This is a genomic window from Microseira sp. BLCC-F43, from assembly GCF_041929235.1.
In the GTDB taxonomy this organism is placed as follows: Bacteria; Cyanobacteriota; Cyanobacteriia; order Cyanobacteriales; family Aerosakkonemataceae; genus Microseira.
The window spans coordinates 37,627-60,287 of record NZ_JBHFNP010000152.1 but is presented as its reverse complement, the minus strand read 5'-3'; the positions used below and the strand labels follow the sequence as shown (position 1 = coordinate 60,287).

24 protein-coding genes are annotated in these 22,661 nt (G+C 45.2%); 11 read left to right on the top strand and 13 right to left on the bottom strand.

Going from position 1 to position 22,661, the window contains the following annotated elements; translation table 11 throughout:
- Window positions 1-420 precede the first annotated feature (420 nt).
- On the top strand, window positions 421-675 hold the full coding sequence (locus ACE1CM_RS21855) for a hypothetical protein (RefSeq protein WP_374880314.1): 255 nt from the start codon (window positions 421-423) through the stop codon (window positions 673-675).
- A gap of 53 nt (window positions 676-728) precedes the next feature.
- Complete coding sequence (locus tag ACE1CM_RS21850) at window positions 729-1,481, top strand: Mut7-C RNAse domain-containing protein (RefSeq protein WP_374880312.1); 753 nt, start codon at window positions 729-731, stop codon at window positions 1,479-1,481.
- A 493-nt stretch (window positions 1,482-1,974) separates the two neighbouring features.
- Here ACE1CM_RS21850 and ACE1CM_RS21845 read toward each other — a convergent pair whose 3' ends face one another.
- Window positions 1,975-3,696 carry an ABC-ATPase domain-containing protein gene (locus ACE1CM_RS21845; RefSeq protein WP_374880310.1) on the bottom strand — a complete coding sequence of 574 codons (1,722 nt, stop codon included), beginning with the start codon at window positions 3,694-3,696 and terminating at the stop codon, window positions 1,975-1,977.
- A 473-nt stretch (window positions 3,697-4,169) separates the two neighbouring features.
- Between ACE1CM_RS21845 and ACE1CM_RS21840 the strand changes: the two genes are divergently transcribed.
- On the top strand, window positions 4,170-5,465 hold the full coding sequence (locus tag ACE1CM_RS21840) for a response regulator (RefSeq protein ID WP_374880308.1): 1,296 nt from the start codon (window positions 4,170-4,172) through the stop codon (window positions 5,463-5,465).
- A gap of 165 nt (window positions 5,466-5,630) precedes the next feature.
- Here the strand turns inward: ACE1CM_RS21840 and ACE1CM_RS21835 are convergent, their stop codons facing one another.
- The 6 genes from ACE1CM_RS21835 to ACE1CM_RS21810 form a co-directional block, all read right to left on the bottom strand.
- Window positions 5,631-5,864, bottom strand: a complete 234-nt coding sequence (locus ACE1CM_RS21835) for a hypothetical protein (protein WP_374880306.1) — start codon at window positions 5,862-5,864, stop codon at window positions 5,631-5,633.
- Window positions 5,865-5,872: 8 nt separating this feature from the next.
- Complete coding sequence (locus ACE1CM_RS21830) at window positions 5,873-6,070, bottom strand: hypothetical protein (RefSeq protein ID WP_374880304.1); 198 nt, start codon at window positions 6,068-6,070, stop codon at window positions 5,873-5,875.
- Window positions 6,071-6,347: 277 nt separating this feature from the next.
- Window positions 6,348-6,482, bottom strand: a complete 135-nt coding sequence (locus tag ACE1CM_RS21825; RefSeq protein ID WP_374880302.1) for a type II toxin-antitoxin system HicB family antitoxin — start codon at window positions 6,480-6,482, stop codon at window positions 6,348-6,350.
- A 197-nt stretch (window positions 6,483-6,679) separates the two neighbouring features.
- Window positions 6,680-6,934: a hypothetical protein gene (locus ACE1CM_RS21820; RefSeq protein ID WP_374880301.1), complete on the bottom strand. Its 255-nt coding sequence runs from the start codon at window positions 6,932-6,934 to the stop codon at window positions 6,680-6,682.
- Between the two features lie 199 nt (window positions 6,935-7,133).
- On the bottom strand, window positions 7,134-9,431 hold the full coding sequence (locus tag ACE1CM_RS21815; RefSeq protein WP_374880321.1) for a WD40 repeat domain-containing protein: 2,298 nt from the start codon (window positions 9,429-9,431) through the stop codon (window positions 7,134-7,136).
- Window positions 9,432-9,589: 158 nt separating this feature from the next.
- A complete protein-coding gene (locus ACE1CM_RS21810; RefSeq protein WP_374880299.1) occupies window positions 9,590-10,168 on the bottom strand; it encodes a CHAT domain-containing protein in 579 nt (192 codons plus the stop codon).
- 215 nt (window positions 10,169-10,383) lie between these two features.
- On the opposite strand from ACE1CM_RS21810, the gene ispG reads away from it, so the two are divergent.
- Together ispG and ctpC are read left to right on the top strand one after the other, a co-directional pair.
- On the top strand, window positions 10,384-11,610 hold the full coding sequence (gene ispG / locus ACE1CM_RS21805) for a (E)-4-hydroxy-3-methylbut-2-enyl-diphosphate synthase (RefSeq protein ID WP_374880297.1): 1,227 nt from the start codon (window positions 10,384-10,386) through the stop codon (window positions 11,608-11,610).
- Window positions 11,611-11,735: 125 nt separating this feature from the next.
- Window positions 11,736-13,034, top strand: a complete 1,299-nt coding sequence (ctpC, locus tag ACE1CM_RS21800; RefSeq protein WP_374880320.1) for a carboxyl-terminal processing protease CtpC — start codon at window positions 11,736-11,738, stop codon at window positions 13,032-13,034.
- 67 nt (window positions 13,035-13,101) lie between these two features.
- Here ctpC and ACE1CM_RS21795 read toward each other — a convergent pair whose 3' ends face one another.
- Window positions 13,102-13,290, bottom strand: a complete 189-nt coding sequence (locus tag ACE1CM_RS21795) for a DDE transposase family protein (RefSeq protein WP_374880295.1) — start codon at window positions 13,288-13,290, stop codon at window positions 13,102-13,104.
- Between the two features lie 535 nt (window positions 13,291-13,825).
- On the opposite strand from ACE1CM_RS21795, the gene ACE1CM_RS21790 reads away from it, so the two are divergent.
- A complete protein-coding gene (locus ACE1CM_RS21790) occupies window positions 13,826-14,974 on the top strand; it encodes an alanine--glyoxylate aminotransferase family protein (RefSeq protein ID WP_374880293.1) in 1,149 nt (382 codons plus the stop codon).
- Between the two features lie 76 nt (window positions 14,975-15,050).
- Here ACE1CM_RS21790 and ACE1CM_RS21785 read toward each other — a convergent pair whose 3' ends face one another.
- Both ACE1CM_RS21785 and ACE1CM_RS21780 read right to left on the bottom strand, forming a co-directional pair.
- Window positions 15,051-15,389: a XisI protein gene (locus ACE1CM_RS21785; protein ID WP_374880291.1), complete on the bottom strand. Its 339-nt coding sequence runs from the start codon at window positions 15,387-15,389 to the stop codon at window positions 15,051-15,053.
- Window positions 15,377-15,796, bottom strand: coding sequence for a XisH family protein (locus ACE1CM_RS21780; protein WP_374880289.1), 420 nt, complete (start codon window positions 15,794-15,796; stop codon window positions 15,377-15,379). Before ACE1CM_RS21780 ends, ACE1CM_RS21785 begins: the two co-directional genes overlap by 13 nt.
- A 212-nt stretch (window positions 15,797-16,008) precedes the next feature.
- Between ACE1CM_RS21780 and ACE1CM_RS21775 the strand changes: the two genes are divergently transcribed.
- A complete protein-coding gene (locus tag ACE1CM_RS21775; protein WP_374880287.1) occupies window positions 16,009-16,473 on the top strand; it encodes a DUF29 domain-containing protein in 465 nt (154 codons plus the stop codon).
- Between the two features lie 37 nt (window positions 16,474-16,510).
- Here ACE1CM_RS21775 and ACE1CM_RS21770 read toward each other — a convergent pair whose 3' ends face one another.
- The 3 genes from ACE1CM_RS21770 to aroF form a co-directional block, all read right to left on the bottom strand.
- Window positions 16,511-16,834, bottom strand: a complete 324-nt coding sequence (locus ACE1CM_RS21770) for a DUF5615 family PIN-like protein (RefSeq protein WP_374880285.1) — start codon at window positions 16,832-16,834, stop codon at window positions 16,511-16,513.
- Window positions 16,831-17,058, bottom strand: coding sequence for a DUF433 domain-containing protein (locus tag ACE1CM_RS21765; protein ID WP_374880283.1), 228 nt, complete (start codon window positions 17,056-17,058; stop codon window positions 16,831-16,833). The genes ACE1CM_RS21770 and ACE1CM_RS21765 overlap by 4 nt, the downstream gene beginning before the upstream one ends.
- Before the next feature lie 228 nt (window positions 17,059-17,286).
- Window positions 17,287-18,150, bottom strand: a complete 864-nt coding sequence (gene aroF, locus ACE1CM_RS21760; protein WP_374880281.1) for a 3-deoxy-7-phosphoheptulonate synthase — start codon at window positions 18,148-18,150, stop codon at window positions 17,287-17,289.
- A 473-nt stretch (window positions 18,151-18,623) separates the two neighbouring features.
- Between aroF and ACE1CM_RS21755 the strand changes: the two genes are divergently transcribed.
- The 4 genes from ACE1CM_RS21755 (at window position 18,624) to ACE1CM_RS21740 (ending at window position 22,415) form a co-directional block, all read left to right on the top strand.
- Entirely contained in the window at window positions 18,624-20,051 is a 1,428-nt protein-coding gene (locus tag ACE1CM_RS21755; protein WP_374880279.1) for a bifunctional orotidine-5'-phosphate decarboxylase/orotate phosphoribosyltransferase, read from the top strand.
- A gap of 147 nt (window positions 20,052-20,198) precedes the next feature.
- Complete coding sequence (locus ACE1CM_RS21750; protein ID WP_374880277.1) at window positions 20,199-20,957, top strand: SDR family NAD(P)-dependent oxidoreductase; 759 nt, start codon at window positions 20,199-20,201, stop codon at window positions 20,955-20,957.
- Window positions 20,958-21,149: 192 nt separating this feature from the next.
- Entirely contained in the window at window positions 21,150-21,797 is a 648-nt protein-coding gene (locus tag ACE1CM_RS21745) for an HAD family hydrolase (protein WP_374880276.1), read from the top strand.
- Between the two features lie 213 nt (window positions 21,798-22,010).
- Window positions 22,011-22,415 (top strand): hypothetical protein, encoded by a 405-nt coding sequence (locus ACE1CM_RS21740; protein WP_374880274.1) that lies wholly within the window; start codon window positions 22,011-22,013, stop codon window positions 22,413-22,415.
- The last annotated feature ends 246 nt before the right edge of the window (window positions 22,416-22,661 follow it).

The following is a 22,661-nucleotide window of genomic DNA, read 5'->3' as shown; positions in this document are numbered from 1 at the left end:
ATCCTGCCCGCGCGACAATAGAAGATAGTAGCAATTTGTGTTGGGTGGGCATCCTGCCCGCGCGACAATAGAACAGAGTGGCAATTTGTGTCGGGTGGGCATCCTGCCCGCGCGACAATAGAACAGAGTGGCAATTTGTGTCGGGTGAGCATCCTGCCCGCGCGACAATAGAACAGAGTGGCAATTTGTGTCGGGTGGGCATCCTGCCCGCGCGACAATAGAACAGAGTAGCAATTTGTGTCGGGTGGGCATCCTGCCCGCCCCATGTATAAAATAACTATTTTTACTTGATTGAGCTGCGACTACTTAAGCATATACTAAATGCGTTCGCGCAGCGGAAGGGAGGCATATCGCGTAGCGGCGACGTCAGGAGATCGGGTAGCATCGACCCAGGAGAATTGCTTCCCATAGTTCACGGCAATGGTACAGCAAGTTAGACCAGGAGAACCCCAGTATAGCTGCGTCGTGCCCATCGATAGCATCACGGGAAACGCCGAGGAAGAAATTATCGCCTTTGGCGTTACCGCAGAAGATGCTAAAAACCAAGCTACCCAGTTATTGTCATCTAGTTATGGATGCAGCGAAGCGCAAATTAACGAGTTGCTGTTGCTTGCAATAATAGAACCTTTAGCGCCATGGTGCGCCTCGGAGGATGTTAGATTAGAAACCCCATAGAAACCCGGTTTCTCTAAAAAACCGGGTTTCTGTTGCCAGAATAACTTGGAACTATGGCAAAAGCTGACTTTCGCTTCTTCGCTGAACTGAATTTCTTTTTACCCCCCAACAAAAGGGAGGTAAGCTTTGCCCATTTTTTTGAGGAACGCGGTTCAATTAAGGATACAATCGAATCCTTGGGCATTCCCCATCCGGAAGTTGCTTTTATCGAGGTTAACGGCAAGTCGGTAGACTTTTCTTATATTGTCCAAGATGGCGATAAAATCAACGTTTATCCAATTTCTACATTACCTGAAATTCCCCCAACTATTACCGTACAACCTCAACCCCTGAGTGTGGCGCGTTTCGTTTTAGATATTCATTTGGGAAAACTGGCAAATTCTTTACGTTTGTTAGGGTTCGATACGCTTTACCGCAACGACTACGACGACGAAGAATTAGCGCAAATTTCCGCCGCCAAGCAACGCATTCTGTTAACTCGCGATCGAGGTTTGTTGATGCGGAGTATCGTCAGTTATGGATATTATGTCAGATCGACTAATCCAGACCGACAAATCGCCGAAGTATTGCAACGCTTCGATTTATTTAATTCCCTGACGCCGTTTTGTCGCTGTTTGCGTTGCAATGGTGTATTAGAAACCGTGGCAAAATCATCAATTATCGACCAATTGCCCGAAAGTGTAAGATTGCAGGTTGATGAATTTCACCGCTGTGGTGAATGTCAGCAAATTTATTGGCGCGGTTCTCACTACGAACGGATGCAGCAGTTTATTAATCACCTGCTGGAAGCGAAAACTCGCGTCTAGAAACCCGGTTTCTTCCTAGGGACAATGTACAAGTCAACATTTTATCATTGCCGTGTCCCTACTTTAAGAGAAACCGGGTTTCTTTGCATCAGTAAGCTAGGACCTTAACAATACAAGCTTATCCCTTTCTGCCAAACAAAAAAGGCAATCCGCTTCCTTACTAGATTGCACGCTTTTGCAACAAGTACAGCGGTAGAGGGTACAGTCTTTGACGTACCTAAATTTTTCTTTATTCCAAGACATATTCTTACTAACCGAATCTCAACAGGAACATAACTTTTATTTTATTTTTACATGACCTAAATAAATTTTCAACTAAATAAATCTTAAATAAGCGTTTATTACATAAATTTGTATTTTTTATTGAAAATTTACCGTTCCGGGTCGGATAAAGCAAAAATTATTAATTAAAATCTTGCCTCAGATAGGTTGGTGTTATCTATCTTGAGAATGAGGTTTTGAGGGAGAGGGAGTGTAAGCAATCTCTTGGGGATTAGGTGGATCGAGGTTGTACGATCTGAAGACTGCGCAACCGATCGATCGCCGCCGCCAATTCAAAGCGACGGAACATCGCCAAGTCGCATTGGGGAAACTGGGTCAAAATATCCAACCCCCCAGATGCGATATCCGCCATGACTAAATCGAGAATTTCGGGGATTGTACGACGTTTGTCAATATATCGCTGCCTTGCATATACCATTGCTGGTGCGATCGCTTTCAATTGTGCCGTATCGACAATTTGGTCGATACTGGATAGATCGATATCTTCTGTCCCGAATACCATCTCGTCCACATCGCGGACTTTGAGGCGCACTTGCCTTTGTCCCCGACTCGGATCGATACTTTCTGGTAGGGGAATTCGCGGCGTAATCTTGCCAAAATTTTCCCCACCTTCGGGAGTGCGGGTGTCTGTATATTGTTGGGCGATTTCTTTTGCTTTTTCCGTCACATCTTCTGGTTGAAAATTGCGCATGGCGATCACAGTATCCGCGACTGCAAAATAATCCCCGCTACCCCCCATCACCAAAATTGTCGAGACGCCGTAATCTGCATATAACTGTCGCACTTTATCGATAAACGGCGTAATCGGTTCTTGTTCTTTAGCAATCAGTGCTTGCATTCTTTTATCCCGAATCATAAAATTCGTCGCGGCGGTATCTTCATCCACCAGCAGCACTTTTGCACCCGCTTCCAATGCTTCGATAATATTTGCCGCTTGGGAAGTACTCCCACTAGCATTAGTTGTGGAAAAATCCGTCGCAGACCGATTTTGCGGTAGATGATTGATAAAAGGAGAAATATCGACACTCGCAATACTTCTCCCATCTTCGGCGCGAATTTTCACCGCTGCCGGATCGCTGACGACAAACTCGCGTCCATCATCTGGTATGTGGTTATAAACTCCCAATTCAATCGCTTTTAATAAGGTAGACTTCCCGTGATATCCACCGCCGACAATTAAGGTTACCCCTGCTGGCACTCCCATGCCAGAAATTAATCCTCGATTCGGACAATTAAACTCTACTTTTAACGACTCTGGCGATTGAAATCCTACTACTTTATCTTGTAAACGTTTGTCATCCACTCCGCTGCGTCTGGGTAAAATTGCCCCATCAGCAATAAAGGCAACTAAATTTTTTTCTGCTAATTTTTCCCGCATCCAATCAGCATCTTCAATTGTTTCCACATGGCGTTGTATTGCTTTAGCATCCAGGTGAGAATATTTAAGGGTTCTATCAACTAAATGGGGAATATCTTCTAACAGCATTTCCACTGCTTGCTGTCCTAAAATACGCCTTCCACCTGCGGGTAACCCGACCACAAATCGCACTTCAACCATTTGAGCGTTAATCAGAACCGATGTTCTTTCTAATACTTCTTGCCCGATTTTGGCGCTGGCAATTAACCCGCTATTCCCAGTCCCCCGCCTTTGACCGATCCGCCGCGCCAAACTGTCAAATTGGCGCGTTAAATAGTCTTTTAGGGCAATTTCTCGGCTTTTGGTTCGGTAAAGCTGGCGGGGAAACCCTGCCACCTTCCCAGACACCTGGACGCGAAAATTGCTCGGCGATGCGAACGGGTCGCCTTGGATGCGATCGCACCATAGGACAAAATCCTCGCCACATCTGTAATTACCAAGAATATCTTGGTAAGCTTTATACCCGTGTCCGTCTAGTTGTAAGAGCTGCTGGCGTAGCTTTTCGTGATTCGGCATAGTTTAGATTTGGATGGGAACCGGCTCAATACCGTAGGTTTATCGCTCAAGTTGAGTAGGATGCTTAGCTTTTGGTGAATAACTTAAGTCTAACTGATGTTTTAACTGCTACCAAATATTTTTTTACCCTTCGCTTCCAGGATACAGGTGGGGGGGTAACACCCCTCTTTTCTTAACCTGACCTTAGAGATTACAAGAGTGCGATCGCCTTCTTAGATTGTCTCTTGCAGCTTATAAGTTGGCTGGTATCTTCAAGGGAAGAGGGGCTTTTGGGGTTGAGTCTGTCCCGATGCAGGGTTGGTAGCTGTTTTAAGTATAAATTTTATCCTTAATTATACGTACAAATGCATAAATTTTACCAAAACATAATTTTATTCACCCACAGATTTTCAGTATTTTTAATCATATGTTTTTGAAAAAAACTATATAAGATAAAAGTGAAAATTGTGTGAAAATTACTTGAGCGTACCAGGATGATGCTCAATGACTTAGCTAATGAAACGCTGACCGCTCAATTGCAAGCTTATAGCCAGAGGGGATTTACAGGCAGGCTTGATATCCGCGCAGCAATAACTTGGAGCCTTTATTTTTGCATGGGGCGCTTAGTTTGGGCGGCAGGGGGAGAGCATCCGGTGCGGCGCTGGCATCGGAATTTAAAACAATATTGTCCCCAGATAGAACCGGATAAAATTCGCCTCCGCGAAGCCAATATGCCCAGATATACCTGGGAGTATTTGGCTTTAACTGTATTAGTAAGGCGACAGAATATTACTGGAGAACAAGCTGTTGCTACGATCAAAAGTACTATAACAGAAGTCTTGTTTGATATTCTTCAGCACGCCGAAACAGAGCGGTTAATTTTGATTAGCGATACCCAAGATATTTTAGATGCTTCGTTCACCCCGATCAACCCAGACAAAGCACTAGAGGCGGCACAGCAAAGTTGGGCAATCTGGCGCAATGCTGGGTTAGGGAAACTATCTCCTAACATAGCGCCAACGCTGCTGCAAGCAGAGACATTGCATCAGATGACTTCTCCTGGGGTTTACAACAACTTGGTGCAATTAATTGATGGAAAAAGCACGTTTCGAGATTTAGCAGTTCGGGTGAACCAAGACTTGCTGGTGGTGACGCGCGCGCTAGTTCCCTATATCCGCAGACAAATTATAGGCGTCATCAAAATTCCCGACTTCCCCCAATTAATCGCACCCATTGCAGAGGGGGAGGAAACCAGCGGGATTTTGAAAGCACAAGCAACTCACATACAAACCCATTCTCTCAAACCCCGCGTCTTCCAAACCCCGCCTGCTCAAAATATTTCTCATGCATCATCCAATACCAAGGCAAATTTAGTCAGACCTTTAGTTGCTTGTGTGGAAGATAGCGTACAAGAATGCAACATGATGGCAGATATTCTCACCAAAGCCAGGTATGGATTTGTCAGTATCCCAGATTCTGTACAAGCTGTACTGATGCTGCTGCAATATAAGCCAGATTTCATTTTTTTAGATTTAGTAATGCCCATTGCTAACGGCTATGAAATTTGCAGCCAAATTCGCCGAGTTGAACACTTCAAAACTACCCCCATAGTTATTCTCACCGGCAGCGATAGCATTGTTGACCGCGTTCGTGCTAAAATGGTAGGAGCCAGTGATTTTATAGCCAAGCCAATCGAAGCGCGTAAAATCTTATCCGTTTTGCTGAAGCATTTGGATGTAAAGTCTTTGCCCCCGGATAAATTTTCTTGTTTACACGATGTTTCTGTCTAAATTCAGATTTCAGATTTGATTAAATTTGTCCGCTTCCATCGAAAATTTGCCATAATATTGATTTTTAGCGGTCGCGATCGCATGTTTTAAAGTTGTGCGATCGATCTCATAATTGTGGCATGAGGCGCTTTTGAATAATACCGCATCAGCTACTCACAAATTCAGTTAATTAACTTCTGAAAAAGCTGTTTCTGCCGCTTTTGGCAACTCAATTGGCACGAAATAGTCAGATGGATACAGATAATCTTCTTCTGATTCATCAATGACTCGGATTAATTGATGTTCGGCGGCGCGACTGTCGGAAATCACCCGATATACTTTTCGCACTTCCAATGATGCTGTATAGTTGTCATTTTTAACGCACAAGACAAATTGTGTTTCCCAGCTTGATGTATTCATGGCTACTCCTAAAAAATACATTTAATTTTGATTTCCTTTTTACCAATCCCGTGGGCTTCATACCAATGTAACTCAGCCTCGCAAATTGTCCCATCTCCAAGACGAATAGTAGCTATTCCTTTTAGCTTTTTCCAGCGTCTAGCACCATAAAATTTTCGTAACCGTGCCACCTCCCGAATCGAGTTGTTAATTGCGATCGCTTCCACATCCCTAATCTCTCCTATTATTTCAAAATGCCCGATATTTTATGATTAATTACAACTTATCATCTTATAACAATTCAAAAAATCTATCATTCCTGGTGGGATAACTTTATTGTATGCGGTCACGAAGTGTGGCTAAAGCCGTATCGCGCAGGGTAAAGGCGTGCGGTCGGCATATCGCTGCTGTAGCGACACGGCATCAACAATGTTGTTAGATAATCCGATATATTTCGGTTGCCGTGTCCCTACCCGATAACCTTCCCCAGGTAACCCTGATAAATTAAAAGCGATCGCTCACCGTATTTGCTCCTCTATTTCTTCTTTGAGTTGCAAGAGTTGCTACGCATCCGGGTAAATCTGGAACGTAAGCAGGATAGTTGTTTGTTGCCTTTTCAATTAAAATTGCATACCGCATTATTCTTTACCTTTTTTTGCCTCTTCTCTCTATCATCTCACCCGGTGCGGGGTTTAAACCCCTGGCTCACAGCTAAAGTCCACTTAAGTGGACTGAATGCATAATTTCAGTCCATTTTAATGGACTTGAGCTACTCGCTGTGGAAATTTATTTCCTGGCGGGCTTTAAAGCCAACCAAAGAGCTTTTAAAATTCTTTCTAATCCTCTCCATCATCTGGTAAAGCTTCAATCTCATCTGCAATCAGATCGGGCAAATTTTCAGTATGAACGTGCAAGTGACAAACAGCACCCGTTAATTCAGCCAGAATATCGCCTTTTTGGTCATCGGTGAGGTTCGGTAATTTTAGCTGAGTCAGCAAAAACAACACCGTTTCGCATTCTTCCCCCAGTTCATTTAATAATACTGAGAGAGTAGCATTCACATTTAATGGTTTTTCAAGCTTGGAAATCATTTACCCCGCCTCAATCGTTTTTCTGCTCTTGCTAAACTTTTTTCTAAATTATCTCACCCGGTGCGGCGTTTAAACCCCTGGCTAATAGCTCAAGTCCACTTAAGTGGACTGAATACATAATTTCAGTCCATTTTAATGGACTTGAGCTATTAGCCCGGAAAGCGATCGCAGCCTTCAGAATCAAGGCTGGTTCCGTCACTTAACTTCGTCGCCAAATCTTGATTGTCTTGTCATAACTACCACTGGCGATAGTTTGCCCATCAGCGCTAAAGGCAATAGCTTTAACTGAGGCTGAATGTCCATTGAGCGTGCCAAGCAGTTCTCCAGTAGAAAAATTCCAAATATTAATCGTCTTGTCCAGACTACTGACCAATATCTGCCCATCAGGGCTAATGGCTGCTGAATGCCCGCGGAGAGTGTACAGTTCTTCTCTAGTTTGTAGATTCAACACCCTGATTTTGTTATCTTTGCTGCTACTAACAAGAAACTGCCCATTTGGACTAAAGCTAAGGGAAATAATAGGCCATGAGTGAGCCGGTAAAGCGTCGATTTTTTTTCCAGCACCCAAATCCCAAATTTTGATGGTCATATCAGCACTCCCACTAGCGAGGATCTTTCCGTCAGGACTAATGGCGACGGCAGTAATCGCACCATCATGAGCCATCAAGGTTGCAATCTCTTTCCCAGTAACCAAATCCCAAGTTTTGATTTTCGTGTCAGCACTACCGCTGGCTAGAATCTTTCCGTTGGGGCTGATAGCAAGGCAATAGACTGCCTTTGAATGCTCACAAAGGTCGGAATATAGAAGCTTCCCACTACTCAATTGCCAAATTTTGACTTTAGTATCTTCACTACCAGTTGCTAAAATCTTTCCGTCTGGACTGATAGCAACAGCGTTGACTGACTTTGAATGCGGTCTAGAAAAGAAACCGCCGAGAGTACGAATTTCCTGCCCTATGTTTAGATTCCATAATTTGATTTGGGTGTCCTCACTACCGCTAACTAAAATTTCCCCATCTGGACTAATAGCTACAGAATTAACTCCGCCTGTATGTCCACTGAGAGTGTATAAACAATTCCAAGTTTGACTGGGAAGCTCTAGTGCTAAAAGTTCATATCCTGTCAACTTCTTATCAAAGTTTTGACCAGGGTCATTAGACAGCGTAGGTGTTTTTGAGAGTTCCCTCTGCGATTGTTGCTTTTTCCTACTGGATCGCGAAGCTGGTGTCTGTAATCGTCTCTCTAGAACTTGACGAAAATTATTTTTATTAACATTTTCTCCCAAGGCTTGTGAAAGTTTGTTCCATAACTCACTCCCAATCTTTTTCAAGTAATTCGCATCGTGTCTAGGTATAGTATCGTAAGCAATTTGCTCATAGGTCTTACCTTGCCAAGCCCCTTGAAGTATTTGTTTCTGGTCACTCTTTAAGCGTCTTCCTGTCTCGCCAAAAAACTTTTCATCTGCTATTTCTAGCGCTGCTTGAAAGTCTGATTCGTTATCTTCTATCTTCTCAACGAGATTGGGACTACTTGCTGGACTTTCTAACTTAGCCCGATCGGGCTTAATAGTAACTTTATCGGTGGGCGGTTTCTTGCCAAAATCTGGCGTAGACGATATGAACCAAATCTTGATTGTTCTATCAGCACTACCACTAGCTATGGTTTGTCCATCCGGGCTGAAGGCGACGCAACTAATATAACCTGAATGCTCCTCAAGGCTGCGGAGTATTGTCCCACCATCTAACTTCCAAATTTTGATGGTTTTGTCATTATGACCGCTAACAAGATGCTGGTGATTAGGGCTGAAGGCGAGCGAGTGAACCACGTCTAAAGATATAGTAGTAAGGGTGCTGAACGTTTCCCAGGTTTCTGGGTTCCATAGCTTAATTGTTTTGTCATAACTACCGCTAGCAAGAATCTGCCCATCCCAGCTGAAGGCAATGCAATTAACTGCTTCTGAATGCCGAAGGGTGCGGATTGATTTCGCATTGTTTAGATTCCAGATCTTGACTTTCTTATCAGAACTACCACTGGCGAGGAATTGCCCATTTGGGCTAAAAGCAACTGAATTAACTGTGCCAGAATGTCCAGTCAAGGTGCGGAGTAGTTCTTTTGTATCCAGATTCCAAATCTTAATTGTTTTGTCAGTACTTCCGCTAGCAAGTGTTTGCCCATCCGGGCTAATAACGACTGAAGTAACCAAACCCGAAGATTCGGAAAAGGTGTGAATTAGCTCTCCCGTTCCTAAATTCCAAATTTTGACTGTCTTGTCAAAACCACCACTGCTGGCAAGTGTCTGTCCATCAGGACTGATGCTGATACAGCAAATGTCACTTGAATGCCCAGTCAAAGTCAGGATCGGTTCGCCAGTTTTTGCATCCCAAATTTTGATTGTCCTATCATTACTGCCGCTGACAATGAGCTGTCCATCAGGGCCAAAAGCAATAGACTTAACCGTATGTGCATGTCCTAAGAGGGTATGTACACATGTGCCAATCTTCTTTTTAGGTTTTAGTGTAGTTAGCTGAGTTCGATCTATTTCCTGTATAGAATTATGATCGTACCTTAAACTTTCTGGTTCTGGGAATTGCTGAGTGGAGTTTACTCCTTGCTCAGAACTGAGAGCGTCTGTTGTAAATTCTGACTTAGCCGAGACTACTTTTTTTTTTCGTAAAGAACCGGCGTTAGGTGTTCTGGAATACTTGCTAGTTGAAGTTCAACACGACCAGACTGGTAAGCTACGTCAATCGAACGATTTGCCCCCACTGCCTTGTAAAAACCAACGGCGAATTTAATAGCAGCTTCATCACTAATTGATTCGTTCATACCGATAACGAACGGTATATGATCGGCAATAGCCTTCGCCTGAGCCTCTGAATAACAAGCATTTAGTACCACACAATTCACTTGATCTGCGAACAATTCAAACGCTGCGGCTAAAGCACTCGGTTCTACAGGTTGAGTTTTACCCAATTCATTTTCAAAGCAAAGAGCGCCAGTGCTTGTACCATGCCCAGAAAAATGCACAATCTGTGGCTCAACATCATACAATGCTTGAGTGATATCTCCCACACGAACCGATAGTCGTGGCTTTAGCACAAATTTTTCCCTCTGTTTGGCTAGTTGCAGCCGTTCTTCAATCTCTCGACACTCCTGCTGCAAACGTAGACGGGAAGTGTCACTGGGGTCAGCTGTGAGAAACAGAATTTTAATGGGATTATCGCTGCTATTCATTTACCAGAGTCGTCAAGCTTATCTATATCACCAATATAGCTTCATCGATTGTGGCAAGCCGTACTTAGCTAATGCAATGGCGCAGTTTATACCCAATAGTTCAGCAAGGACTGAAGTCCTTACTACGAACTCTCTTTTCCCTCAAGAGTCAAAATTGCCCCCTTCTATGGCAACCTAAAAAAGAGACGAGGAACGCGAAAAGTAAAGAAAAGGTTATGCAAACTCTGCCCAATCCAGCCACGTCCAAACCTGCTTACAGCCAAATGTCCACTGACGGGAATATCCAGCGGCGCAAAACCCGTCCCGTCAAGGTGGCGAATATCACCATCGGCGGCGGTTACCCTGTGGTGGTGCAGTCGATGATTAACGAAGATACTCTCGATATCGATGGTTCCGTTGCTGCAATTCGTCGCCTGCACGAGATTGGCTGCGAAATTGTCCGCGTTACCGTGCCCAGTATCGCCCACGCCCAAGCTGTAGCGGAAATTAAGCAAAAACTAATTCAAACCTACCAAGATGTCCCCCTCGTTGCCGACGTGCATCACAATGGGATGAAAATCGCCTTGGAAGTTGCCAAACACGTGGATAAGGTGCGAATTAATCCTGGGTTATACGTATTTGAAAAACCCAAACCAACTCGCACCGAATACACCCAAGCCGAATTCGACGAAATCGGGGAAAAAATCCGCGAAACTCTGAAACCTTTAGTACTTTCCTTAAAAGAACAAGGAAAAGCAATGCGAATCGGAGTAAATCACGGTTCTTTAGCAGAAAGAATGCTATTTACCTACGGCGATACTCCGGAAGGAATGGTGCAATCTGCCCTAGAATTTCTCCGTATTTGCGAATCCCTAGAATATAAAAACTTAGTCATTTCCCTCAAAGCTTCCCGCGTCCCCGTGATGGTAGCTGCCTATCGCTTAATGGCACAACGAATGGATGAGCTAGGTATGGATTATCCCCTGCATTTGGGAGTGACGGAAGCGGGGGATGGCGAGTACGGCAGAATTAAATCTACTGCCGGAATTGGCACTTTGCTAGCAGAAGGCATCGGCGATACGATTCGGGTATCTTTAACCGAAGCACCGGAAAAAGAAATCCCTGTTTGCTACAGCATCCTGCAAGCTTTGGGACTGCGGAAAACAATGGTGGAATATGTCGCTTGTCCTTCTTGCGGTCGCACTTTGTTTAACCTAGAAGAAGTGCTGCACAAAGTTCGCGAAGCCACCAAACATTTAACTGGGTTGGATATAGCAGTAATGGGTTGCATTGTCAATGGCCCAGGCGAAATGGCAGATGCAGATTATGGTTACGTCGGCAAACAGCCAGGATTTATTTCTCTCTATCGAGGTCGGGAAGAAATCAAAAAAGTTCCAGAGGATAAAGGCGTCGAAGAGTTAATTAATTTAATTAAAGCTGACGGACGCTGGGTAGATCCATAAACTGTTGTAGCGATTAAAATTGAAGGAGCAGCATTAATAATACTTGCTGCATCCTTCAGCTAAAAGCCTATGCTACATTGGGCTTACTCAGACTTCTATTATTCTCCTCCGGCTCAGTATTCATGATGGAAATAACAAAACGCGGGCTTGTATTAGGCGCGACAGCAGCAGTACTATCTACTGTCGCCGTAACCGGCGCGGGTATTCATCTGTCTCAAAGTCAAGCTTTCTTCAGCGATAGTCCCAAAGAACTGATCGATGAAGTATGGCAGATCGTAGACCGCAACTACGTTGATGGCACGTTCAACCAGGTTGATTGGAAGGCAGTTCGCCAAGAATATCTGAGTCGGAATTATGCCAATAAGCAGGATGCTTATAAGGCAGTGCGGGAAATGCTGGAGAAGCTGCGGGATCCCTACACCCGGTTCATGGACCCGGAAGAGTTCAAGAACATGCAAGTGGAAACCTCCGGGGAACTGACAGGGGTGGGGATTCAACTGGCATTAGATGAAGAAACCAAAAAGCTGGTGGTGATCGCCCCGATTGAAGGGACGCCAGCGGCTAAGGCGGGTGTTCTTGCTAAGGATATCATTACTAAGATCGATGGCAAGAGTACCCAGGACATGGATGTCAACGATGCGGTTGCTTTAATCCGGGGTCAGGCGGGTACGGAAGTGACCTTGACGATTAAGCGCGGCGGTGCGGAAAAGGTATTTAAGCTCAAACGGGAAAGAATCGAAATCCACCCGGTACGCCACTCGGTGAAGCAAGATATTCCAGGGCAAAAGACAGGTTACATTCGCCTGAACCAGTTTAGCGCCAACGCGGCAGCAGAAATGCGGGCGGCGATTCAGGATTTAGAAAAGCAGGGTGTTACCGGGTACGTTCTAGATTTGCGGTCTAACCCAGGCGGTCTGCTTTATGCGAGTGTGGATATTGCCCGGATGTGGATTAAAGATGGGGGCATTGTCTCGACGGTGGATCGGCAAGGAGTGAATTCTCGCGAAAAAGCCAACAATCGTCAACTCACCGATAAACCCCTCGTAGTCCTAGTAGACGGCGGTTCTGCCAGTGCTAGCGAAATTCTATCCGGCGCGCTGCAAGATAACAAGCGCGCCGTCTTAGTCGGAACCAAAACCTTTGGTAAAGGTTTGGTACAATCAGTGCGCGGACTGGGTGACGGTTCCGGACTCGCTGTCACAATTGCTAAGTACTTCACCCCCAGCGGTCGCGATATCAACCACGCCGGTATTGCCCCCGATGTGGTAATAGAACTCTCGGATGCTCAACGGCAAGAGTTGAGCAAAAACCGCGACGAAATCGGCACCGCGAAAGATCCCCAATACGCCAAAGGGATTGAAGTGTTGCAGCAACAAATCGCCCGCCGCAACAGCGGTGGCGGGAATTCGGCAGCATCAAGGTAATTTGAGATTTGAGATTGCAGATTGCAGATTTTAAATTTGAAATCTTAAATCTGCAATCTGCAATTCTTTATTGGGGTTTGCACTTTCCAGAGCGGATGAGTCCGATGCGACGCGCGATCGCATCAGTTTGAGAACCAATCGGCCCCCAGCATTCTACAATACTGGGGTCTTCTTTTTCTTGCACTTGGGCCCCCGGCAGAATTTCACAATGTCCCTCCGGGCGCTTGACAATATACCAATTTTGTGATTTTTCCATAAGCTGTTGGTTGTAATGCAATCCACATCGGCGTGGCGATGCAACAAGCGGAAGTTCTGACTCACGTGGCGGTAAGCTGTATTGTACCTCTGCTCCTGGTGAGGGAACCGAGTTTGTAATTGAGATTCCGGTGCGTCAAGATATGTTGAAAAATGCGGGTTAGTAGTGGGTATTGCGATCGCTAGCCAAAAATATAAAAAGAAGTTACCCCTTGCGGGTCAACTTCCGCGATCGCATCAGTTTGAGAACTTGCTTTTGTCTTCTTTATCTTCTCTATAGTTGCTTTTTAGCTCTGAAAATAGCCGGAATCGATGACATTTTAGCGAGGCTTCCATGATACAAGTACCGGACAATTTTGCATCTTTAGTTTCTGATTTAGTAAAGCAGTTAGAAGATTTTGAAAAAGCTTATGGGGACATGCCAAAATGTCATTAGCAATTAGCAATTAGCCATCATAGATAAAAAAATTAAAGCGCGTTGCTTGCACCCTGTTAAGCTTTAAACTTTTAGTTACTGCATAATCTTTGAACAAATAATGACTCTAACATCTTCGATTAACAACGCTGGGCGACTGCAACTGAATCCGTTGGCAATACCCCATCGTCTGCTACTTGGTCCTGGTCCCTCGAATGCCCATCCCGCCGTCCTCCAGGCGATGAGTACCTCCCCTGTGGGACATCTCGACCCAGCATTTCTGGCGCTGATGGACCAAATTCAGGCGCTGCTGCGCTATGTTTGGCAGACTGAAAACCCTCTGACGATTGCTGTCAGCGGCACGGGGACGGCGGCGATGGAAGCAACGATCGCTAACGCCACCTCACCCGGTGATGTGGTGCTGGTAGGTGTCGCTGGTTACTTCGGTAACCGCTTGGTTGATATGGCGGGACGCTATGGTGCTGATGTGCAAAAGATTACCAAACCCTGGGGGGAAGTTTTCTCCCTGGAGGAACTGCGGACAGCTGTAGAAACTTATCGTCCGGCGATTCTGGCGTTAGTCCATGCCGAGACATCGACGGGGGCGCGTCAACCGTTAGAAGGCGTGGGCGACCTTTGTCGCGAATTTGACTGTCTGCTATTAGTAGATACCGTAACCAGTTTGGGTGGCGTGCCGTTATTTTTGGATGAATGGAAAGTTGACCTCGCTTATAGCTGTAGCCAAAAAGGGTTAGGTTGTCCGCCGGGAGCTTCGCCATTTACGATGGGTTCACGGGCAATGGAAAAATTGCAGCGACGCCGGGACCTGGTGGCGAATTGGTATTTGGATATGAATTTGTTGGGTAAGTATTGGGGTAGCGAACGCATCTATCACCACACCGCCCCAATCAATCTATACTACGCTTTGCGGGAAGCGTTGCGTTTGGTTGCCGAAGAAGGAGTAGAAAACTGCTGGACTCGCCATCAAAAGAACGCCGAATATCTCTGGCAGAAATTAGAAGCTTTTGGACTTACCTTACACGTCGAGAAACAATTCCGCCTACCAACTCTCACGACGGTTCGCATTCCAGATGGTGTGGATGGTAAAGCAATTCAACGCCGCTTGCTCAACGAATACAATATAGAAATTGGGGGAGGATTGGGCGAACTTGCTGGTAAAGTTTGGCGGATTGGTTTGATGGGTTATAACAGTCGTCCAGAAAGTGTTGACCGACTCTTGTCAGCACTGGGGGAAGTTTTACCTAATTGATGTTGTTTAAACTGGATGAGAACATGGGTTGTTGGCGCTTGTTCTCATCCACATTTGATTGGCACAATAGGCAGATTCAAGACATGGCAAAGTCCATATGTTGACGTTGTTCAAGGGATTTGAAAGCCAAAACGATATGGTGTTTGGGAATTCCAGCAGCAACTAGATCCAAAGCGATTCCCTCTTCTGTACCATCGTGCTGAATCCAAAGTTTGTGGTTAATAATATCGATGTGTAACAAGGTGCCGTAGATGCGATAGCCGTTTTGCCAACCTGTTTCAACTAAAAGGTAGCGATCGCGATCTCGATCGAACACCAATTCTACTTGAACTTGGTCATCGTTACCCAGAAATTCGGCATATTCTTGGAGGGTTGTTTCCACAATGTCGCGATATTGAACGTTCAGCGAATCCATCGGACGATCGCCTCCTCTGTTGGATCGAATGTAACTATACGAATAATGCCATCTTCAATTAAGGTTTGACCCGCTTCTTCTTCAAATACTAGCTTGCGGGTATTCTCAGAAACTGCAAGATACAGTGTATGTTCGGGATAATAACGTTTCAGCAAACGAGCGTACAGAATAAACTGACCAACAGCTTGTTCTAAATCTTTCATGTCAGAAGGGCTAGTAAAACTTTTGACCTCAACTGCTATTTTCTCAGTTCCCCGTTCTGCTGCTAGCAAACGCTCTGCGCCTAAATCGACAAACAGATTTCTACCACGGGCTAGACGGATTCGCAATGGGTCGTGCGTGATTGTCCAACCATCTTTGATCAAGGCATTTTTAACGGTGTTGTGATAAGTATCTCTGGCAGGCATAGTGCCTTTATTTTAGCGTGCTGGATATTTTTTGATTTGCCGGATACAATGAGCAGGTTTGATGACTGCGAACATCTAACCGATACCTCCACCTCTACTATAATTGCGAGGGAACGCACAAGGCTGCAACTGTACGTTGGGTTGAACGGTGAGATGCTACATTGAGTTTGTGCTAGGCTTTGGCTAAATAGAAGTTTATACTTATTGCCAAAATGTACTCACCTAACCTTTATGAAACAGATTTTTATGCCTGGACTCAAGAACAGGTTAGCCTGCTCAAAGATCGGCAGTGGGAGCGATTAGACACAGTTAATCTGATTGAGGAAATTGAAGCTTTGGGCAGGAAAGAGCGACAAGAACTGAGGAATCGACTGGGTTTGTTATTAGGACACCTATTAAAGTGGCACTTTCAACCTGAAAAACGCAGCAATAGTTGGTTGGGTACAATTAGAGAGCAACGCGTGCAAATCAGGCTACTTTTGCAGGATAATCCTAGTTTGAAATCCTATTTAAATGAAGTTTTCCTCGCTGCCTACGAATTAGGTATAGCTTTAGCAATTCGAGAGACGCGGTTAGGCGAACAGATTTTTCCAGAAGTCTGCCCTTACACTCTAGAGCAAACCATGAATCCTGAATTCCTACCGGAGTTGAATCAAAGTGATGAGACAGAAGAATAATCGCCTCCACAAGCTACAACTACGAGAATATGCTGTTTCAGCGCGCAATCTCAACTTCGCGGTACGCCCCTGGAACAATGGTATCAATAATGTTCTGTATTACGTCCACATTCTGTTGAATACGAGGCCACGACGTAGACAGCAATACCACAATAGCGATTTGTCGGTTTGCAAGGTTTTGTTGATAGCGCAAGTTTCGATCCGTTGTGACGAGCAGATCGTACCCCTCACGTTCAGCCATGTCGAGTAGATCGCCATTGGCTAATTCTGACCATCCACGCTCATAAGCAGTATCTACATTATGGCCCAGCAGCAAGCGGCGCAGCGGTACTGGCGTACCCTGGTCAAACAGTATCTTCATGCCTGTGCCATCTGCGTCAAGCATACCAGCGCGCGATCAAGTAGCGCTTCGACTTGGGTGCGCGTCACCCCCGGAAACCATTCTAGAAACTGGTCAACAGAAGCTCCATCTTTCAGATTCTCGAACAAGGCAGCAACAGGTACGCGCGTTCCTCGAAATACCCATGCACCACTTACTTTAGTGGGATGACGTTCAATCACTTCCAAGAGGTCTGCATTCTGCATAACATTCGCCCCTTGTACCGGATAAAGTTTCTCCGATACACCAGTAGTTTAGCAGGATTCAAACAATAATTATTGTAGGGGCGAAGCCTGAGGGCGATAACTTCTGCAATCAACCCAAGGTTTTATATCCGAATGCTTCGCCCTGGCCTTACGCAACCGATAGAACTGGTTATGATATGAGCAATTGCCCACCCAAAAAAATAAGGACGTATCGAAATACGTCCCTATCTAAGCACTCAATACTGTCAAACGAGGAAGTGTATTAATTCCAGCTACACTCCTGCCCACAGATTCCGCGACGGGTTTTAAACTCCGAACTAAATTCACCATATCTTCCAACGAAAGCGCCTGCCTTGCATCGGAAACGGATTTTTCTGGTTCTGGGTGACATTCGATAATTAACCCATCTGCGCCACAAGCAACCGCAGCTTTTGCCAAAGGTGCGACTAATTCCCGCTTTCCAACTGCATGAGAAGGATCTACAATCACCGGCAAATGCGTTAATTGTTTCAAAGCTGCCACTGCGCCTAAATCTAAAACGTTGCGCGTGTAATTATCGAAACTGCGAATCCCTCGTTCGCATAATATTACATCCGGATTCCCGTGACTCAAAATATATTCTGCTGCCATAATGAATTCTTCAATTGTGGCGGCGAGTCCCCGTTTGAGCAATACTGGTTTGCCTGCTTGACCTAATGCTTTCAGCAAGTCGAAATTTTGCATGTTGCGACTGCCGACTTGCAGCATATCGGCGTGTTCGACAACATCATCAATTTGTCCAATTGACATTACTTCTGTGACAACTGGGACGCCGTGACTGCGCCTAATATCTGCCAAAATCTTCAATCCTTCCAATCCTAATCCTTGGAAAGCGTAGGGCGAGGTGCGGGGTTTGTAAACGCCACCGCGCAACATCTGTACTGGGGCAGATGCTAGATGGGTGGCGACTATTTCCATTTGTTCTAGACTTTCTACCGTGCAGGGACCACCGATAATTGTCAGTTCTTTTCCACCGATGGCGACTTGTTTTGAGACTTTCACAACTGTTTGGTGATTGGGGTGAGAAGCAGTAGCGAGTTTAGCAGCGTTCATTGTTTTTCTCCTTGTTCAAACTAATCAATGGGATAACAAAAAACCCGGAGCTTTTTCAAGTTCCGGGTGTCGTGATTCATCAGCATGATGCTATCTACCCAGAACTTATTCGGGGCCAAAAATAAAAGCCGTAAAACCAGTTAGAGTAGAGTGTCATACTTGTTTACCGTTTGTTTCATAGCCCGCGTAGGCGGGCTTTGGTTGTGTAGCCCCACCCTTAAGGGTGAGGGAAAATGGTGCGGGTATTTGGTATTAGGAGTTATCCTACAAAACAAAAAACCGCAGATTTTGTTCTGCGGTTCACCGGGGGTTTCCAGGGGGTACTGGATTCACTTCCGGTGAACCTCTGGATACCAAAAATAAAAATAGTAACTGCTATGATACATTTGCGGGGTTTTTGTTTGATAGTTGATGATATTCCTATTACTATTCACGATAACAAAGTAATCGGGTTTGCGTCAAGAGATAAAAGTATGAATTTTTTTGATAAGTTGCTTGTGGCGATGGATCGCAATCAGAGCTTGCTTTACGCGGCACTTGACCCAGATCCGGAGGTGTTGTCGGGAAGCGAACGCTTGTCATCCCTACGCCAACTCTGGGACTGGTTACCCTTCGTCATCTCCCAAACCGAGGAATTGGTGTCTGCGTATATACTTACCCTCGACTTTTACCAAGCGCTGGGTATCCCCGGTTTAGAATTGCTCCAACATACTTTGGCGACTATCCCCCCTCACATCCCGGTAATTTTGGATGCCAAACACGGCGACATTAATACCAGCACCGTCTTCGCCCGTACCGCATTTGAAAATTGGCTGGTGGATGCTTGTACCGTTTTACCCTATGCTGGACACGAACAGATAGCCCCGTTTTTGGTTTATCCCAACAAGGCTGTCTTTGTCCTGTGCGCGACGGCTAACCCTTCTGCGGCGGTATTGCAAGAACACCCAGCGGCATATTTACCATTTTATTTGCATCTTGTCAAGCAAGCGCAAACTTGGGGCAGTCCGGAACAAGTGGGGTTGAAAGTCGGTGCGGCGATGCCGGATATTGTAGCGAAGATGCGGGCAACGGCACCGGAACGCCTAATTTTAATGCAAGGAACTTGGTCGGATGAGCAAGATTTGGCAAAGTTATTGTCAGCGGGTTTAAATGCGGAAGGGCAGGGTTTATTAGTTCCAATTCCGACTGAGTTGTTAACTGTTGAACATCCATCCCAGGAAATAGAAAAGCTGCGGGATACTATCAACCAAGAACGTCAGCGGGTTGTACAAGGAAATCCGACTTGCGATTTATGGTTGCCGAATGTTTGCTTTTTGCAATCCGACCCGCATCGAGATTTAATTTTACAGCTTTTCGACATTGGCTGTATTATTTTTGGCGAACACGTGCAAGCGTCGGGGGCAACTTTTCCCTATTATATCGACCTGCGGACTATTATTTCCAAACCCCAAATCTTCCATCAAATTTTAGGTGCATATGCGGAGATTCTCAAACAATTGGAATTTGACCGAATTGCCGGAATTCCTTATGGTTCTTTACCGACGGCGACTGGGTTAGCTTTGCGCTTAGAACGTCCGATGATATTTCCGCGCAAGGAGGTTAAAGAACACGGGACGAAACGGTTAATTGAGGGACATTTTGCACCTGGTGAAAAAGTTGTCGTAATCGATGATATTCTAATTAGCGGTAAAAGCGTGATGCAAGGAGCGGAGAAACTGAAATCAGTGGGATTGCATGTAGAAGATATCGTGGTGTTTATCGATCATGGAAAGGGGGTCAAGGATAGATTGAAGGAAAACGGTTATCGGGGTCATGCTGTTTTGACGATAGGGGAGATTGCCGAAACTTTGTATCAGTCGGGACGGATTGATGGGTCGCAGTTTAAACTGTTTGTTGAGTAGTTAAGGCTGGCTAATGGCTAATTGCTAAAGGGAGCATTTGTTCTGATTGTTCTATTAGCCATTAGTTACTCGAATAAACCCAACTGAAATAATCTCTGGGGTTGGGTTGAGGTAACGAAACCCAACCTACAATTTTAAGGATAAATTATGATTGATTTAACGGGAAAAGTCATCTTAGTTACGGGGGGGTCATCGGGTATTGGCGCGGTGACGGTGCGGACATTGGCAAATGCTGGGGCGATGGTGATTTTGCATTATTGTAGTCAGCGGGATAAAGCTGAAGAAATAGTGGGGGAGATTGGATGCGATCGCATTCATTTACTCCCAGCAGATTTCACCCAAGAAAATGGGGCGGTAACCTTGTGGAAGGATGCAATATCCTGGCAAGGACGCATTGATATTTTAGTCAACAATGCCGGTATTATGTTAGCCGCCGGAGTGGATGACAACTTGGCTCTTTGGTCAAGTGCTTGGCAGAAAACTTTACAAGTTAATTTAATTGCGGTTGCGGATTTATGTCGCGAAGCAATTCATCATTTTAAAAGTCGCAATGGTGGCACAATCATCAACGTCGCCAGTCGCGCTGCTTTTCGAGGCGATACGCCGGAATATATGCATTATGCTGCATCTAAAGGTGGGATTATTTCCCTGACGCGCAGTATTGCACGAGGATTTGCCAAGGATAATATCCTCGCTTTTGCTGTTGCGCCTGGTTTTGTTCGTACAGAAATGGCGGAGAAATTTATCCAAGATTATGGAGAGGATTTCCTTACCCGCGATATTCCGATGGGAAAAATTGCCCCGCCGGAAGATGTTGCTAATGTTATCGCTTTTTTGGCTTCTGGTTTGGCGCCCCATGCTACTGGTACTACTATCGATATCAATGGGGCTTCTTATGTGCGCTGATTTGATTTAAAGTTAAAGCGGTGGGGGTAAGTATTATGCTTTTCGCGTCAGAAGAATATCTAAATGAACCGCAGAGGACGCAGAGGACGCAGAGAGAGGAGAAAAGAAGAGGTAGGTTATTGAAGTAGCGCGAAGGGGGTAAAATAGAACAGTGGGGTTGGGTTTATTACAGCTATATTGGATTTGGGGATTATGCTGAGAGCAATTTTATTCGACTTAGATGGAACTTTAGTTAATACAGACCCTTTGCATTACAGGGTTTGGAAAGAAGTGTTGGAAGATTATGGCTTGGAAATCGATCAAAAGTTTTATGATAGTCGCATTAGCGGGGGATTGAATCCATTAGTTATAAAAGATATATTGCCCGAACTGTCAGAAACTGAAAATTACGAGTTGGCTGAATATAAAGAAGCTCGATTTCGCGAATTGGCATCGGAATTAAAACCTGTTGCGGGATTGGATCGGATTCTTGCTTGGACAGAAGAATGCAATTTAAAACGCGCATTGGTAACTAATGCTCCTCCTAAAAATGTTGAGCTTATGCTCTCGGTTTTGGGGTTAACAGAAGCGTTTAATCCGGTTGTTGTGGCGTCAAATGCGGGAGTCTCTAAACCAGACCCAGCTTTGTATAGAATGGCTTTGAATTTATTAGATATTGCGCCAGAGCAAGGGTTGGTTTTTGAGGATTCTCCAGCAGGAATTCGTTCTGCTGTGGGTGCGGGTATTTTGACTATTGGGATTGCTTCTACTCACAATCCTCAGACTTTGTTGGCAGCAGGGGCGTTTAATGTTGTGCCGGATTTTACTGACGAACAGGTATGGAATTTGCTGCGGGGTTGAGGGGATTTTAGATGGGGAATTGAGCTGGGGGCGGGTTTATCTAAAATGTCTGTAAAACCCGCCTTTACTTAATGCTTGATAAATGAATAGTTGCTGCAATCGCTGATGGGTCGATAACCAATCGTATGATAGATGCGCTCCGAAGTGGGATTGGCTAAATCTGTGTAGAGAAGGACTAAATTCTGATTCGTTCGCCATCTTTAAGGAGAGTTGATGAACGGGAGACGGAAGCAAAAAAGTGCTGTTGTGGCGTTCGCACTGGCACTCATTTTAGCAGCAATCGCTATCATCACCCCGGCGTTACTCAAACAAAACGCCACCGTCTCTATTGCCGCCGATGGTGGAGTGGAAACCCGCCTTTCTAGTTTAGAGTCGCGAGTTTTGAGCTTGCAATCCGAGTTATACCGCATCGAAAGCCAAATTAATCAACTGAGTTCGTCAAGCACTATCCCCAGGGAATCTCCTCCCCCCGTAGAGGTTCCCCTCCCTCCGAGAAGTACGAGGCGAATCCCATCAAGCGATCCGATGTTTGCTCGACTTTCTACCTTAGTTATCGAACAGAAACAACGCCTGGATCGATTAGAAGCAAGAATTGTTAGATTGGAACGAGCGAGATGAACCATTCGCCGACGGGCAATCCAGTATATAAATTTACTTCGTAGTAGTAATGGGGCATCTACTGGAAGAATAAGCGATGGCGCGAAATGGCGATCGCCGATGTTGAAGATCTAATCGTGGAGGAATAGGGGCAGGGCAAATTAGATATCGAGGATAATTTAACAAAATTAATCCTGGCGTGCCCCTACTACAAACGGGATTTTTGCTCGGTGCCACCTATCTAACTTATAGCTCGATACCAATCTG

Bases quoted from the DNA above. Each gene is read 5' to 3' on its own strand.
- ACE1CM_RS21850 (WP_374880312.1), top strand. From the start codon at position 729: ATGGCAAAAGCTGACTTTCGCTTCTTCGCTGAACTGAATTTCTTTTTA.
- ACE1CM_RS21755 (WP_374880279.1), top strand. From the start codon at position 18,624: ATGAATTTTTTTGATAAGTTGCTTGTGGCGATGGATCGCAATCAGAGC.
- ACE1CM_RS21855 (WP_374880314.1), top strand. From the start codon at position 421: ATGGTACAGCAAGTTAGACCAGGAGAACCCCAGTATAGCTGCGTCGTG.
- ACE1CM_RS21785 (WP_374880291.1), bottom strand. From the start codon at position 15,389: ATGGATTCGCTGAACGTTCAATATCGCGACATTGTGGAAACAACCCTC.
- ACE1CM_RS21740 (WP_374880274.1), top strand. From the start codon at position 22,011: ATGAACGGGAGACGGAAGCAAAAAAGTGCTGTTGTGGCGTTCGCACTG.
- ACE1CM_RS21810 (WP_374880299.1), bottom strand. From the start codon at position 10,168: ATGAATAGCAGCGATAATCCCATTAAAATTCTGTTTCTCACAGCTGAC.
- ACE1CM_RS21790 (WP_374880293.1), top strand. From the start codon at position 13,826: ATGACTCTAACATCTTCGATTAACAACGCTGGGCGACTGCAACTGAAT.
- ACE1CM_RS21770 (WP_374880285.1), bottom strand. From the start codon at position 16,834: ATGAAGATACTGTTTGACCAGGGTACGCCAGTACCGCTGCGCCGCTTG.
- ACE1CM_RS21825 (WP_374880302.1), bottom strand. From the start codon at position 6,482: ATGCGGTATGCAATTTTAATTGAAAAGGCAACAAACAACTATCCTGCT.
- ACE1CM_RS21840 (WP_374880308.1), top strand. From the start codon at position 4,170: ATGATGCTCAATGACTTAGCTAATGAAACGCTGACCGCTCAATTGCAA.
- ACE1CM_RS21845 (WP_374880310.1), bottom strand. From the start codon at position 3,696: ATGCCGAATCACGAAAAGCTACGCCAGCAGCTCTTACAACTAGACGGA.
- ACE1CM_RS21835 (WP_374880306.1), bottom strand. From the start codon at position 5,864: ATGAATACATCAAGCTGGGAAACACAATTTGTCTTGTGCGTTAAAAAT.
- ACE1CM_RS21775 (WP_374880287.1), top strand. From the start codon at position 16,009: ATGTACTCACCTAACCTTTATGAAACAGATTTTTATGCCTGGACTCAA.
- aroF (WP_374880281.1), bottom strand. From the start codon at position 18,150: ATGAACGCTGCTAAACTCGCTACTGCTTCTCACCCCAATCACCAAACA.
- ACE1CM_RS21745 (WP_374880276.1), top strand. From the start codon at position 21,150: ATGCTGAGAGCAATTTTATTCGACTTAGATGGAACTTTAGTTAATACA.
- ctpC (WP_374880320.1), top strand. From the start codon at position 11,736: ATGGAAATAACAAAACGCGGGCTTGTATTAGGCGCGACAGCAGCAGTA.
- ACE1CM_RS21780 (WP_374880289.1), bottom strand. From the start codon at position 15,796: ATGCCTGCCAGAGATACTTATCACAACACCGTTAAAAATGCCTTGATC.
- ACE1CM_RS21750 (WP_374880277.1), top strand. From the start codon at position 20,199: ATGATTGATTTAACGGGAAAAGTCATCTTAGTTACGGGGGGGTCATCG.
- ACE1CM_RS21765 (WP_374880283.1), bottom strand. From the start codon at position 17,058: ATGCAGAATGCAGACCTCTTGGAAGTGATTGAACGTCATCCCACTAAA.
- ACE1CM_RS21795 (WP_374880295.1), bottom strand. From the start codon at position 13,290: ATGGAAAAATCACAAAATTGGTATATTGTCAAGCGCCCGGAGGGACAT.
- ispG (WP_374880297.1), top strand. From the start codon at position 10,384: ATGCAAACTCTGCCCAATCCAGCCACGTCCAAACCTGCTTACAGCCAA.
- ACE1CM_RS21820 (WP_374880301.1), bottom strand. From the start codon at position 6,934: ATGATTTCCAAGCTTGAAAAACCATTAAATGTGAATGCTACTCTCTCA.